We start from the raw sequence: 14097 nt of genomic DNA on the forward strand, positions 1-14097 counted from the left end.
TCACGCTCCGATGACGTCGTTCTGCACACGGGGAAGCAGTCCCCCCTGGCCGATCATCTCCAGGAGGAAGGGCGGCGGCGCGGGGAACGTGGCGAGGGTCGTGCCCTCGCCGCGGATCTCTCCGTGTTCCAGGTCGACGGAGATCCGCGCCCCTTCGGTCAGCCGCTCGGTGTCGGCCTCGATCGCCGGCAGGGCCAGGTTCCAGCAGTTGCGGAAGAGGATCCGCCCGAAGCGCGGGGCGATCACCAGGCCGATGCCGTTCGCCAGCAGGGTGGAGACGGCCTGTTCCCGTGAACTGCCGATGCCGAAGACGGAGTCGCCGACGATCGCGTCCCCGGGCTCCAGCGTGTCGACGAATCCCGGGAGATACGCCTCGAACAGGTGCGGCGCGAGGAGGGCGGGATCGGTGTGCATGTGCTTGTACCGGGCCGGGATGATGTCGTCGGTCGAGACCATACCCGGCACGCGGCGCACCCGGTACGTCGTCGTGTACGTCACGGCAGATCCTCCACGCGGGGTATCGCCCCGGTCAGCGCGGTCGCGGCGGCCACGACGGGCGAGGACAGGTAGATGTTGGCCTCGGGGTTGCCCATCCGCCCGCGGAAGTTGCGGTTCATGGTCGACAGCACGTTCTCGCCCCGGGCGGGCAGCGGGCCCTGCGTACCGACGCAGGTGCCGCAGCCGGCGGGGGTGACCACCGCTCCCGCGGTCAGCAGGGTGTCGATGTAGCCGGCGCGCATGGCCTCCCGGTAGACCCCGGCCGAACCCGGGGTCACGACGAACTGGACGCCGTCCGGGACCCGGTTGCCCTGTACGACCTGCGCCGCCTCGGCGATGTCCTCCAGCCTGCTGTTGGTGCAGCTGCCCAGGAAGACGTACGAGATCGGGGTGCCCGCCGCCTCGTCGAGCGGCACGGTCCGGGCCGGCAGATGCGGCAGGGCCACCGTCGGCTGCAGTCCGTCGATGTCGTAGTCGACCAGGGTCAGCCCCGGTGCCGTGCCGGTGGGGATGGTGCCCTCCTCGTCCGGGACGAAGACGCACTTCGCACCGAGTTCGACACCGAGGCTGGCCAGGCTGGCGGACGCGTCGCGGGACAGTGCCCGCACCCAGTCGCCGGTGAACTCCACCGACCGGTACAGGAAAGGTTCCTGTCCCCTGTCGCGCAGCAGGCTGAGGAGCACGTCGCGGGGCCGTGCGGCCCGGCTCGGTGTTCCGGTGAACCTGACCTCGACGGTCTCGGGGACTTTCAGCCAGGTGGTGCCCGTGACCATCGCCGCGACGATGTCCGAGGCGCCCATGCCGAGCCCGAGGGCCCCGAAGGCGCCGCCGGTGCAGGTGTGCGAGTCCGATCCCAGCACCAGGGCACCCGGGGTGAACCAGCCGGCCTCGGCGGCCAGGACGTGGCTGATACCCGCGCCGCGGGCCCGCACGTCCACGCCGAGACGAGCCGCGAACCGGTCGGCGTCCTTCATCCGGTCCGCCATGTCGACATCGGCCACGAGAACGGAGTGGTCGAAGACGAAGCTCACCCGCTCCGGATCGAAGACCGTCGTGAAGCCGTGCCGCTCGTAGAGCCTGGCGATGGTGGGCGCGTTGCCGTCCTGCACGTAGACCCGGTCGGGACGGACGGTGACCAGCTGACCTGGGGCCACCGGGCCGCCACCGCCGGCCAGGTGGCCGGCGATGATCTGTTCGGCCAGCGGTGTGCCGCTGACGAGCTTCTGTGTCACGCCCGCACCCTCAGCCCTGTGCGGCGCGGACCTTGCCGGCCATCTCGCGCAGCCGGTGCGCGGGGACCGTCCCGCCGGTGGCGATGGCCTCCGCCCGCACCTGCTGCAGCAGCTCGTCCAGCGCGTCGGAGTCCAGGTCGGCACCGTCCTCGCCGAGGGCGTGGGCGATCACACCGCGTCCGGAGTGCTTGCCGACGAGCAGCTTGCGCTCACCGCCGACCAGGTCCGGGGGAAAGGGCTCGAAGGTGGAGGTGTCCCTGAGCATGCCGGTGGTGTGGATGCCCGACTCGTGGGCGAAGACGTTGGGACCCACGACCGGCTGCCACGGCGAGGTCGGGAAGCCGCAGGCCTGGGCGACCAGCCGGGACAGCGCGGTGAGCTGGGAGACGTCGATGCCGAGGTCGACGCCGTGCCACTGGCGCAGGCTCATCACGACCTGGGCGAGGTCGGCCATGCCGGCCCGCTCGCCGATGCCGTTGACGGTCACGTGGAAGTAGCGCACGCCGGCCTCGATGGCGGCCAGCGTGTTCGCCACCGCCAGCCCGAAGTCGTTGTGGCAGTGGGCCTGCAGGTCGATGTCGGAGACGGAGGCGATGGCACGGACCCGCTCGGCGTACTGGCTGGGCGACAGGATGCCGATGGTGTCGGACAGGCGCAGACGGTCGGCCCCCGCCTCGGCGACGGCGACGGCGTACTCCTGGAGGAAGCCGGGCTCGGTCCGTCCGATGTCCTCGGCGCTGATGCTGACGAAGCAGCCCTGGTCCTTGGCCGTCTTCACCATGTCCTGCGCGGTGGACAGCAGCCAGGTGCGGTCCCTGCGCACGGAGTTCTTCAGGTGGTTGTCGGAGGTGGGCAGACCGATGTGCACCGCCTTGAAGCCCAGGTCGATGCTCCGCTGGATGTCACTGCGGACACCTCGGTTCCAGCCGATGAGGGTGACCTCGTCACGGCGCTCCAGCATCTGCTTCAGCGCCCTGACCTCCTCGCCCCCCATGGTGGGGATGCCCGGTTCGATCCAGCGCACACCGGCGTCCACCAGGGCGTTGAAGATCTTGACCTTCTTCTCCGCCGACAGGGCCACGCCGGGAGTCTGCTCGCCGTCACGCAGCGTGGTGTCCTCAAGAATCAGGTCATCGCGCATGGTCATGGTGCTGTCCTCTTTCGTCGGTCGTCACTGTTTCGGTCACGTACTGGTTCTCGGGGCGGCGCAGCCCCAGCTTCTCCCGCAGGGTTCCGGGGCGGTATTTCTGTTTGAAGACGCCCTTGTGCTGGAGCCGGGGCAGGATGTTCTCGGAGAAGTCCCGGAGGCTTTCCGGCAGCAGCGGGGGCATGATGTTGAAACCGTCGGCGGCACCGTTCTCGAACCACCGGACGATCTCATCGGTCACGAAGTCGTAGGTGCCGATGAGCGTCATATGGCCACGCGAGGTGGTCATCCGCTCGTAGAGCTGACGGATGTTCAGTCCGTCCTCGTAGGCGAGTTTCTCGATGAGCGCGCGCCGGCTCGTGTTCGCATTGCTCGGCGGCAGTTGCGGCAGCGGCCCTTCGATGTCGCAGCCGGACAGATCATATCCGCCGACGAGATCGGAGAGCATGCTCAGTCCGAATTCCGGCCGGATGAGCGCCTGGAGTTCCTCGACCTTCTCGCGGGCCTCTTTCTCGGTGCGGCCCGCGTACACGGTCAGCCCGGGAAGGATGATGATGTCCGGATTGAGCCGGGGATGACGGGACGCCCGCCGGTCCAGGTCCTGAGCGAACGCCACGGCGGACTCCATGTCCGGCTGGGCTGTGAACACCATCTCGGCGGTGCGGGCCGCGAGTTCACGGCCCGCCTCGGAGGATCCCGCCTGCACGATCAGCGGATACCCCTGCGGCGGCCGTGAGACGTTGAGTTCCGCGTCCAGCGAGAACACGCGGCCGCGATGCCGCAGCCTGTGCCGTTTCGCCGGGTCGTAGAACTGCCCTTCCGCCTTGTCCGCGGGGAAGGCGTCGTCCTCCCAGGTGTCCCAGAGCCGGCACACGATGTCGATGAACTCGTTGGCGCGCTCGTACCGTTCCGCATGCGCGGGGTGGGCAGGGAGCCCCAGGTTCCGGGCCGCCGCCAGTTTCGACGTGGTCACCAAATTCCAGGCGGCGCGCCCCCGCGAGATGATGTCGAGACTGGCGTACTCGCGGGCCAGGTTGTAGGGCTCCTTGTACGTCGTCGAGGACGTCGCCACCAGGCCGATGTGCTCGGTGACCATGGCCAGGGCGCTGAGCAGGGTGAGCGGTTCGAAGAACGTCACCCGTCCGCCGAAGCCGGCCTGGTCGTCGTTGAACACGGCCGGGGCGTCGGAGAGGAACAGCGTGTCGAAGAGCCGCTCCTCGGCGTACCGGGCCACCTCGACGTAGTGGTCGAGATTGCGTGTGGCCGTGGTGTCGCTCGACGGATGGCGCCAGGAGGCGGCATGGTGCCCGGTGCCGTACGACACGTAGGCGCCCATGACCATCTCTTGTCTGCGTTGTGCGGGCATTGGCCGGCTCCGTGGATCAGTTGCGGGGGGCCCGCACGATGGGCCTCTTGTCGTCGGGCATCGTCAGCAGCTTCGAGGTCTCGATGCACACCTCACCGGCCTCCAGGGCGCGGCCGTGGTCGAGGATGCGGTGGCTGACCTCCTCCATCGCCCTGGTCGCCGCCCGCAGCATCTGGTTGGCGTAAATGATCATGTTGAAGCCCGCGGCGTGCAGCTCCTCCTCGGTGACGGAGGGGTAGGCCGTGGGAATCGCCACGAGCGGGGTGTCCGGGTGCCGGCGCCGCAGCTCGCGGGCCAGATCGAGCAGGGGCGCCTCGTCGGAGCTGCGGCTGTGCAGCACCAGTCCGTCGGCGCCGGCGGCCACGTAGGCGCCCGCACGGTCCAGGATCTCCTGCCGGGACAGGCCGGTGATGAGCCCCTCGAGCCGCGCGATGATCATGAAGGCGTCGGAGGACTGCGCGGCCTTCCCGCGGGAGATCTTGTCGCAGAACTCGTCGACCGGCGCCATGGTGTGCAGCCCCTCACCGGGCAGCAGGGAGTTCCGCTTCTCTCCGCACTTGTCTTCGATCACCACGGCGGAGACGCCTCGGCGCTCCATCGCCTTGACCAGGTACTCGAAGTGGAGGGTCTGTCCTCCGGTGTCCCCGTCCATCACCAGCGGCAGGGTGCTGACGGAGAAGATCTGGTCGATCCAGGACAGCCTCACTTCCATGTCGAGCAGTTCGATGTCCGGCAGGCCGCGCAGGGCCGAGTCGGTCAGCGAACTGGACCAGAAACCATGGAACTCCCGCCTGTCGGGCCCCTTCCCCTGGGCGTGTTCGGCGATGACCGCCGCCAGCGGACTGTGCACTTCGATGATGCGTACCGGTTCACCCCGGGACAACGACTCCCGGAGCGCCGTCAATCGGGTCTCGTTACCTATGGTGGAAATGCTCACGGGTTCCCCTGTCGACGAATGTGCTCCATCTCAAGCCGTCGGCCGGGCGACAGCGCCGGGCTGCCATTGCCGCAGCCCAACGGAGACGCACCGCAGGAACAGGTGCGTTCCTGGCGGGGTGCCGCTCGGCCGGTGCGGGAACTTCAGTGCGGGAACTTCAGTGCGGGAACTTCGGTGCGGGAACTTCGGTGCGGGAACTTCGGTGCGGAAGGCTCGAAAAAGGAACTGGATGACGTTCACGATCCACTGTGTGGCTCCTTGTACCGGGTCCTAAGCCCGCTCGAGGAGCGGCAGAGAAAGGAAATGGTCTACTCCATGCCCACGTCAAGATCACTCACCGACGCCGGCCGGGCGAGGGGTTGCTTTCGGCCATCGATCGGCATCTTGCGCACCGTGCACCGTCTATGCTCCGGCCACCGGAAATCTGCTCCGCACTGACCGACAGTCAACGCGTGCGGTGAAGTAGCTCACGTTTGATCTTCGGATGGCCACGTATCCCGGCGCGTAGCGCCCGGGGCATATGCATGACGCTCACCTACCGTGACGGTGATCGCAGTTGGCCAATTGCGACTGGCCGAATGTGCACCCTCGGGGGCAGCATTTGCCCGCTTTCCTGATGGGCGATTGATTGACCGGGTATGGCGCGGTGTGTCTCGCCTCTCCTCCGAGTCGGTCCTTCGCGTTGGTCCCAGCCATGGCCCAGGTGCGGCAGACGTGGCAGGGGTGGCGCGGTGCGGAACACGACAGGCGTCGCGCGGGACACGACAGGCGTCGCGGCACACAACGGACGTCACACGCACGACAGGCGTCACAGCGCACCCCGGTGAGTGCTCCGTGCCGCCCGCGCACCGGTCGCACCTCGTCCCCCCCTACTACGCGATGGTGCAGGTGAGGGCAAGTTCGCGGCTTTCTCTGCGCGGAAGACGATCAGTGTGTGTCATAGGCCCATGAGTTCAGGGCTGGATGCCGCTGTGCAGGATCCCGTTGCGTCACCGGTCCTGTTGCCGGTCGACCGGCTGTCGGCGGCGGCGCGGCGGGCGTGGGCGAAGCACGACCGGAAGACGGACAGCTGGCTGCCCCTGTGGCGGCACATGGCGGACAGCGGTGCCGTGGCCGGGCTGCTGTGGGAACGCTGGCTGCCACGGTCCGTCCGCGGGCTGGTGAGTGAGATCCTGCCGGGCGGTGAGGAGGACGCCCGCGTCCTGGTGCGCTTTCTCGCCGCCGTCCATGACATCGGCAAGGCCACGCCTGCCTTCGCCTGCCAAGTGGAGTCCCTGGCGGGCCCGATGAGGGATGCCGGTCTCGGCATGCCCTCGCTCCGTGAGTACGGCGAGGACCGGCGGCTCGCTCCGCACGGGCTGGCCGGGCAGGTGCTGCTGCAGGAGTGGATGGACGGCCGCTTCGGTCTGCGCGGGCGGGTGTCGGGGCAGTTCGCTGTGGTCGCGGGCGGTCATCACGGGGTTCCCCCGGATCACGGGGAGATCCACGATCTGCAGTTGCGTCCACGTCTGCTGCGGCATTTGGGACCTGCTGAAAGCTTGTGGCGTCAGGTGCAGTACGAGCTGATGGACGCCTGTGCCGAGGCGACCGGGGCCGCGAGCCGACTGCCTGCATGGGGAGCGGTCCGGCTTCCGCAGACGGTGCAGGTGGTTCTGACGGCGGTGGTGATCCTCGCGGACTGGATCGCCAGCGCGCCCGAGCTGTTCCCGTACAACCCGCAGAGCTGGCAGCCGGCCGGCCCGGTGGGCGAGCGGCGCAGGCTTCGTGCCGCCTGGGACGACCTGGATCTGCCGGAGCCGTGGAATCCCGAGGAGCCCGAAGACTCCCCGGCCGACCTGTTCGCGCACCGCTTCCCCGGGCTCGCGGACGCGGCGATCCGGCCGGTGCAGTCCGAGGCCGTGGAGATGGCGCGCTCCATGCCCGAGCCGGGGCTGCTGATCGTCGAGGCACCCATGGGCGAGGGGAAGACCGAGGCGGCGCTGGCCGCGGCGGAGATCCTGGCCGCACGGTCCGGTGCCGGCGGGGTGCTGGTGGCTTCGCCCACACGTGCCACGGGGGACGCCATGTTCCCTCGCCTGTTGCGGTGGTTGGAACGGCTGCCGGCCGGCCTGAAGGAGGACCGTCGGCGTACGGTCGTGCTGGCCCATGCCAAGGCGGCGCTCAACGAGGTCTGGGCCGGTCTGCTGCGCCGCAGGCAGCCGTCCCTTCTCGGTGTCGACGCGGATCAGCGGCAGGGGGACACGGACGTCAAGCCGTCCGCCCTGCACGCCCACCAGTGGTTGCGCGGCCGCAAGAAGCAGTCGCTGGCGTCCTTCGCGGTGGCGACCGTGGACCAGGTGCTGTTCGCCGGGCTGAAGAGCCGTCACCTGGCGCTGCGGCATCTGGCGGTGGCGGGCAAGGTCGTGGTGATCGACGAGGTGCACGCCTACGACGCCTATATGGGCCGGTACCTCGACCGTGTCCTGGAGTGGCTGGCGGCGTACCGGGTTCCGGTGGTGCTGCTGTCGGCCACGCTGCCGCAGGAGCGGCGCCGGGCACTGGTGGCCGCGTACGCCGGCGTCGAGGCGGCGAAGGAAGGGGAGACGGGGAGCGACGCCTACCCCCTGATCACTGCCGCCTGTCCGGGCCGGCCGGTTCTCTCGGCACGTCCGCCGGCTGCCTCCGGCCGGCGGACGCAGGTGGCGCTGGAGCGGCTGGACGACGACCTGGAAGCACTGGCGGACCGTGTGGAGCGGGAGCTGGCGGACGGGGGCTGCGCGCTGGTCGTCCGCAATACCGTGGACCGGGTCCTGCAGACCGCGGACGTGTTGCGGCAGCGCCTGGGCGAGGACGTGGTCACCGTGGCGCACTCGCGTTTCCTCGCCGCGGACCGGGCCGCGAAGGACGCCTGGCTGCTGCGCCGGTTCGGTCCGGACGGGCGGGAGCGTCTCGCGCGTCACGTGGTCGTGGCCAGCCAAGTGGCAGAACAGAGGCGGGCTTGTGGTCCCCGCGCGTGCGGGGATGGTCCCGGCCGGACACGCTACTCCCCCGGTCTCGGGTTGCGGTCCCCGCGCATGCAGGCGTGTCCCCTTCCCGCAGCCGCAGCCGCAGCCGCCGCCGCAGACGAAACGGATGCCGATCCGAGGTGCTCCCCACGCAAGCGGGGCCCGGCCCCTTGCCGCCCACCGAGCGGCGCCCCCACCGCGCCTCGAAGCCCTCCCCGCCCCTGATACCGACCCGGCATCACAGCCGCCCCAAGAGGTCTTGGACGCCGATGCCCGCCCGGGCGGAGGGTGAAGGCGTCAACGCGATGCGATGCCTGCGAGGAACAAGAGGGTGCAGACATGAAGGTTCTCGTCACCGGTGGGTCCGGTTACATCGGCAAGGCGGTCATCCGCGAGCTGCGCGCGGGCGGTCACACCGTCCGGGCGCTGGCGCGCAGTGACCGGGCCGCGCAGGCTGTCGAGGCCGTGGGCGCCGAGCCGGTGCGCGGCACGTTGTCGGACCTGGACGTGCTCAACGAGGCGGCCGCCGGCGTCGAGGCGGTCATTCATCTCGCCCAGGCCGAGACCGGCGAGGAAGATCTCGCCGCGGCCGAGGCGATGCAGGACGGCGTCGGGGCCGGTACGTATGTGCACACGGGCGGCACCTGGGTGTACGGCGACACCGGCGGTGTCGTCGGCGAGGACGCCCCGTGGAACCCGCCGGCGCTGGTGGCCTGGCGGCGGCCCGTCGAGGACGCCGTTCTGGCACGTGCCGAGCGGGGTGGCCGTCCCGTCGTCGTCCGGCCCGGGCTGCTGTACGGCGGCGACAACCGGCTGATCGACATCTTCTTCACCCAGCCCGGCAAGAAGGCCGGTGCCGTGGCATACATCGGCGACGGCTCCCAGCACTGGGCGCTGGTGCACGTCGACGATCTCGCCAAGCTGTACGTCGCCGCTCTGCGTGCCGCGGCCGGCTCGGTCTATGCCGGTGTCGGCGGGGTGAACCCGACGACGAAGGAGATCGCGGAGGCCCTCAGCCATGGGGCGGGGCTCGGCGGCAGGACCGTGTCCCTCACCCTCGAGGAGGCGCGGGAGCAGATGGGTCCGGTCGCGGACGCCTTCGCGCTGGACCAGCAGCTCACACCGGCGCGCGCCCGTGCCGAGCTCGGGTGGGAGCCGGTGCACACCGACCCTCTGTCCGTCTTCGCCCGCGGATAGAATGTCCTTTATTTCCATCTGGTGGGGGCGGGGATTCTTCCTGCTGGTGGGCGCCTGAAACGGCGTGCTCCGACCTTCGACGACAGGGGCCTCCTGATGACGCGACGCGGGATCGACGTGGATGTCGATCTGCGGAAACTGCGGTACTTCGTGGCGGTCGCCGAGGAGCTGCACTTCGGCCGCGCGGCCGAGCGGCTGTTCATCGCCCAGCCCGCCCTGTCCCGGCAGGTGCGTGCGCTGGAGGAGGAGCTCGGCGTTCAGCTGCTGCGCCGCGACCGGCGGGGCACGGCGCTCACGCCGGCCGGCGCCCAGCTGCTGGAGGATGCCCTGCCGCTGCTCGCCGCCTCCGCGGCGATGGTGCGCAGGGTCACCGCCGCCGCCACCGAGAAACCGGTGTTCACCATAGGTTTCATGCCCGGCATCACGGTCACCCCCGCCGTCCGGGCCCTCAAGGAACGGCATGCCTCGGTGAGCGTCCGCCTGGTGCGGACGAGCTGGAACGATCAGGTCGAGGTGCTGAGCGACGGGCGGGCGGACGTCAGCATCGTCCGTCTGCCCGTCGACCAGAACGGCCTGACCGTGCAGCCGCTGTTCACGGAGCCCCGCCTGGCCGTGCTGCCGGCCGACCATCCGCTCGCCGGGAAGCCCGCCGTCGGCGTCGTCGACCTGGCGGACGACCACCTCCTGCAGGATCCGGAGGCGGTGCCGGAATGGCGTGACGTGGCCCGCGAGCTGCGCACGGGTGAGCGCGACGACGTTCCTCCCCTGCACAGCGTGGAGGAGAAGCTGGAGCTGGTCGCCTCCGGGGCGGGCATCTGCGTCCTGCCGCTGTCCACCGCCGCCTTCTACACGCGGCCCGATGTCGTCGCCGTGCCGGTGGACGACATCGGGCCGAGCCGGGTGTGCCTCGCCTGGATCGCCGCCCGCCGCTCCCGGCTCATCCGGGACTTCGCCGAGGTGGCGTCTGCTTTGGCACCGGCTGCCGTGAGGTGAGAGCGCCCTGCGAAGGGCATCCCCGCAGAGGGCGTCTTCACAGCGTCTCGCGGAGGGTGTGACCGCACGGCCCCCGCCTGTCCGAGGCGGCACTCCATCGCCCCGCACGGGGATCCAGGGCGTTCGCCGCCGACACCGCCGACACCGGAGGGACCATGCTCGGTCTGGAAGTCGTCGTCCTGCTGGGTCTGGCGACTCTGCTCGGCAACATCGGCGCCCACCGGTTGCGTGTCACGCCGCCCGTGATGCTGCTGGTCGCCGGGGTGCTGCTCGGTTTCGTCCCGGCGCTGCGCGAGGTGCGTCTCGCCCCGGACGTCGTGCTGCTGCTGTTCCTTCCCGCGCTGCTGTACTGGGAGAGTCTCAACACCTCGCTGCGGCAGATCCGCACGCATCTGCGGGGCATCGTGCTGCTGAGCACCGTCCTGGTGGTCCTCACGGCCGCAGCGGTCGCCGCCACCGTCCACGCGCTCGGTCTCGGGTGGGGGCCCGCCTGGGTGCTGGGGGCCGCCCTGGCCCCGACGGACGCGACGGCGCTCGGCGTCGTCGGACGGCTGCTGCCCAGACACCAGGCCACCGTGCTGCGCGCCGAGAGCCTGGTCAACGACGGCACGGCGCTGGTGCTGTACGCCGTGGCCGTCGGTGTCGCGGCCGGTGCGGAACACCTCGTCGCCTCACACGTGGCCTGGTTGTTCGTGCGTGCCTGGGCCGGTGGCATGCTGGTGGGTGCTTCCGTCGCCGCGGTGGCCGTCCGGGCGCGGCGGCACACCCGGAACGAGCCGCTGCACGGGCTGGTGCTGATGCTGCTGGTCCCGTTCACCGCCTACCTGATCGCCGAGAGGATCGGTGCCTCCGGGGTCGTCGCGGTGGTGGTGTGCGGGCTGATCATGAGCCAGGTCGGGGCGCGAGTGGTGCGCGCGGACCTGCGGGTGCAGGCCCAGGCGTTCTGGACCACGGCCACCTGCCTGCTCAACGGTGCTCTGTTCGTCCTGGTCGGACTCCAGCTCCATGCCTCGGCGACCGCGCTGTCGGGCCCCGACCTGCCTGGGGCCGTGCTCATCGCCCTGGCCGTGACGGCCGTCGTGTTCGGTGTGCGGCTGGGCCACCTGTACGGCAGCGCGTATCTCATCCGTGTGCTCGACCGCCGCCCGCGGCAGCGGATGCTGCGCTTCAGCAACAGGTCCCGCGTGGTCAGCGGCCTGTGCGGGTTCCGCGGTGCGGTCTCCCTGGCGGCGGCGCCGGCCGTGCCGTTCCGCACCGCCTCCGGCGCGCCGTTCCCGCACCGGGACATGATCGTGTTCGTGACCGGCTCGGTGGTCGTGCTGACCTTGCTGCCGGGGCTGGTGCTGCCGGCCGTGGTGCGCTGGGCCCGGCTGCCCCGCGACACCGCGGCCGAGCAGGAGCACCGGCTCGCGGAGACCGTCGCCACGCGGGAGGCGCTCCGGGCGCTGCCCCGGCTCACCGCCACGCTCGGCATCGGCGACGACGTCTCCGAGCGGTTGCGCGCCGAGTACGAGAACCAGCTCGCCGTCATCCGTGTCCGTGCCGGAGCGGCCGCAGATGCCGAGGGCGACGCCGACGCCGACGGACGGCGGGCCGCGGTCCTGTCCGCGGAGCGGGAGTACCGGGCGCTGCGGCTGGCCCTCATCGCGACCCGGCGTACGACGCTCGTACGACTGCGGGACGACCACCGGATCGACGACGACGTGCTGCGTGAGGCGGTGGCAAGGCTGGATGCCGAAGAGGTCGCCCTCGCGCCCTCCCGTCCGCCCGGCTGACCCGGCCGGACGACAGACCCCGGCCAGGCCCGGCAGGGGATGCCGGTCCGCCGGGCTGCGGGCACGATGGCCGCCATGGAGACGCCGCCTCTGTTCACCTTCGGACACGGCACCGCCGACCGTGACCGGATCATCGGCCTGCTGCGGGACGCCGGGGTCGCCTCGGTGGTGGACGTGCGGACCGCCCCGGGCAGCCGGCACAACCCCGACACGGGGCGGGAGCGTCTCGCCGTGTGGCTGCCTCGGGCCGGGATCGCCTACCGGTGGGAGCGGGCTCTCGGCGGGTTCCGCAGACCGGCCCCGGACAGCCCGGACACCTTCTGGCGCAACGACTCCTTCCGCGGCTACGCCGGATACACCCGCTCCCCGGAGTTCGTCGCCGCGATGGACCGGCTGCTGCGTCAGGCGGCGACGACACCGACGGCGGTGATGTGCGGGGAGTCGGTGTGGTGGCGCTGCCACCGCCGGATCATCGCCGACTTCGCCGTGCTGGCGCGCGGGGTCCCGGCGGTGCATCTGCTGCACGACGGGCGGATCAGCCCGCACGTCCCGACGGCCGGCGCACGGCTGCGCGAGGACGGGCTGCTGGTGTACGACGGTCCGGCCGCCGGTCCGGCCGGATGACGCCGGGCACAGGCCGCGCTCAGCTCTCCGTCACGGTCACGTCCTGCTGACGCACCGCGTGGAAGCGGGGCAGCAGGAGCAGGCCGTGGGAGTTCAGTTCCACCACGGAGACCTGGACGCGTGCCGGGCCGGCGTCCAGGGGGTCGACGGGCTTGCCGGTGTTGGACCAGGTGTGCTCGGCGCCGTCGCACACGGCGTGGGTGCCGCCGATGCCGTGGCGGAGGGTGCTGTCCGGTCGGCCGATGTCGGAGGAGACGAAGACGAGGCCGGTGGCGCCGGTGCAGCGGTAGGTGCCGGAGATCGTGAGGGTGCCGTCGGCGGCCCGCCGCACCGTCGGGTCGACGGTCACGGTCTCGCTCTCGGCCGCTGCGGCGGTGGGCACGGCGGGGGCGGCGGCCAGCAGCAGCGTCGCGGCGGCCACGCCGAGGACGCCTCGTGCGGAACGGACACGTGCGAGGGACATGAGGAAGACCTCCAGGGGTGACGGTCGGTCAAGGGGGGCGGCGCCGACGACGCCGAAGAGCGGAGGGCGCCGGAGATCACGGAGCGGATCTCAGGTGCTCCACCCGTACCGCCGACGGTGCGCCGACGCGGTGAACTCACCCGTTCGGTGGCGAGCCGTGCGTCGTCACCGGCCCGGGACGCTGCCGTGCCGGGCCGGCCGGCTGCCGATGCGGTCCTTTCCTGCTCCCGTGCCCGGTCTTCAGGCACACGGTGGAGCCGCCCGGCTGCTCCCGCTCACGGTGTCGGAGGGCGTGGAGTGCGGGCGGTTCCGCAGGAGCGTGTCCGGCTCCGCCGTCGGCGGGCTCCGCGCCTGTCGAGCGCCGGCGCGGAGCCCGCCTGCTGCGGACGGCTCCCGTGGGGTCAGCTGCTGCGCCTCAGGCGCGCGTACCACGCCTGGACACGTGCCCGCACCAGGGAGGCGAGGACGAGCACGGTGAGCCGGAAACCCTTGTCCAGCAGGAGGTCGGTCACCAGCTTGGCCAGCGGATGCGTCCACAGCTCGGCGAGTGCCGAGGCGTGGCCCAGCAGCAGGCCGAGGGCCGGTCGCAGCGACGAGCCGCAGGAAGCGAGCCGGTCGAGGCCCTCCGCGCACGCGGCAAGGGCGGATCGGAACGGACGGAACATGAGTACCTCACCGGATGTCGGTCGGTGAGGTGTGGCCACACCCCGGTGGAAGCCGGCGTGCGATCGATGCTGGCCAGGGCGGTACGGCGGGCGAATCGATCCGGGGTGAGCGTGTGGGACGGGGGAAAAGGCCCTGGTCGGGCGCGGGCGATGCGAATGGATTCGAGGTCTGGTGCACAGCGGGCGGCAGGGTGCACCGGCTACGCTGCTGCACCC

Annotated in this window: 12 protein-coding genes; 5 read left to right on the forward strand and 7 right to left on the reverse strand. The window is 71.0% G+C overall.

The window, feature by feature from the left end:
- Genes OG899_RS05270 through OG899_RS05290 form a run of 5 tightly spaced genes read right to left on the reverse strand, consistent with a single transcriptional unit; the run spans position 1 to position 5180 of the window.
- Positions 1–498 (reverse strand): hypothetical protein, encoded by a 498-nt coding sequence (locus OG899_RS05270; RefSeq protein WP_229813958.1) that lies wholly within the window; start codon positions 496–498, stop codon positions 1–3.
- Positions 495–1730, reverse strand: coding sequence for an aconitase/3-isopropylmalate dehydratase large subunit family protein (locus tag OG899_RS05275; protein ID WP_125499535.1), 1236 nt, complete (start codon positions 1728–1730; stop codon positions 495–497). The genes OG899_RS05270 and OG899_RS05275 overlap by 4 nt, the downstream gene beginning before the upstream one ends.
- Before the next feature lie 10 nt (positions 1731–1740).
- Entirely contained in the window at positions 1741–2877 is a 1137-nt protein-coding gene (locus tag OG899_RS05280; RefSeq protein ID WP_168130851.1) for a hypothetical protein, read from the reverse strand.
- A complete protein-coding gene (locus OG899_RS05285; RefSeq protein WP_229813956.1) occupies positions 2861–4243 on the reverse strand; it encodes an LLM class flavin-dependent oxidoreductase in 1383 nt (460 codons plus the stop codon). Before OG899_RS05285 ends, OG899_RS05280 begins: the two co-directional genes overlap by 17 nt.
- A 16-nt stretch (positions 4244–4259) precedes the next feature.
- Positions 4260–5180 carry an isocitrate lyase/phosphoenolpyruvate mutase family protein gene (locus tag OG899_RS05290; protein ID WP_125499537.1) on the reverse strand — a complete coding sequence of 307 codons (921 nt, stop codon included), beginning with the start codon at positions 5178–5180 and terminating at the stop codon, positions 4260–4262.
- Between the two features lie 947 nt (positions 5181–6127).
- Here OG899_RS05290 and cas3 point away from each other — a divergent pair.
- The 5 genes from cas3 to OG899_RS05315 all read left to right on the forward strand — a co-directional run bounded on the left by cas3 (position 6128) and on the right by OG899_RS05315 (position 12753).
- Complete coding sequence (gene cas3 / locus OG899_RS05295) at positions 6128–8389, forward strand: CRISPR-associated helicase Cas3' (protein WP_168130850.1); 2262 nt, start codon at positions 6128–6130, stop codon at positions 8387–8389.
- 114 nt (positions 8390–8503) lie between these two features.
- Positions 8504–9361 carry an NAD-dependent epimerase/dehydratase family protein gene (locus OG899_RS05300; protein WP_168130849.1) on the forward strand — a complete coding sequence of 286 codons (858 nt, stop codon included), beginning with the start codon at positions 8504–8506 and terminating at the stop codon, positions 9359–9361.
- Between the two features lie 96 nt (positions 9362–9457).
- On the forward strand, positions 9458–10354 hold the full coding sequence (locus tag OG899_RS05305) for a LysR family transcriptional regulator (RefSeq protein ID WP_206344988.1): 897 nt from the start codon (positions 9458–9460) through the stop codon (positions 10352–10354).
- 155 nt (positions 10355–10509) lie between these two features.
- Positions 10510–12129, forward strand: coding sequence for a Na+/H+ antiporter (locus tag OG899_RS05310; RefSeq protein ID WP_168130848.1), 1620 nt, complete (start codon positions 10510–10512; stop codon positions 12127–12129).
- Positions 12130–12204: 75 nt separating this feature from the next.
- A complete protein-coding gene (locus tag OG899_RS05315) occupies positions 12205–12753 on the forward strand; it encodes a DUF488 family protein (RefSeq protein ID WP_125499545.1) in 549 nt (182 codons plus the stop codon).
- A gap of 19 nt (positions 12754–12772) precedes the next feature.
- On the opposite strand, the gene OG899_RS05320 is transcribed toward OG899_RS05315, so the two are convergent.
- Both OG899_RS05320 and OG899_RS05325 read right to left on the reverse strand, forming a co-directional pair.
- Positions 12773–13216 carry a DUF6299 family protein gene (locus OG899_RS05320; RefSeq protein ID WP_168130847.1) on the reverse strand — a complete coding sequence of 148 codons (444 nt, stop codon included), beginning with the start codon at positions 13214–13216 and terminating at the stop codon, positions 12773–12775.
- Between the two features lie 401 nt (positions 13217–13617).
- Positions 13618–13881 (reverse strand): hypothetical protein, encoded by a 264-nt coding sequence (locus OG899_RS05325; protein ID WP_125499547.1) that lies wholly within the window; start codon positions 13879–13881, stop codon positions 13618–13620.
- Positions 13882–14097 lie beyond the last annotated feature (216 nt).

The sequence above is a fragment of the Streptomyces thermoviolaceus genome, assembly GCF_045209695.1.
GTDB lineage: Bacteria > Actinomycetota > Actinomycetes > Streptomycetales > Streptomycetaceae > Streptomyces > Streptomyces thermoviolaceus.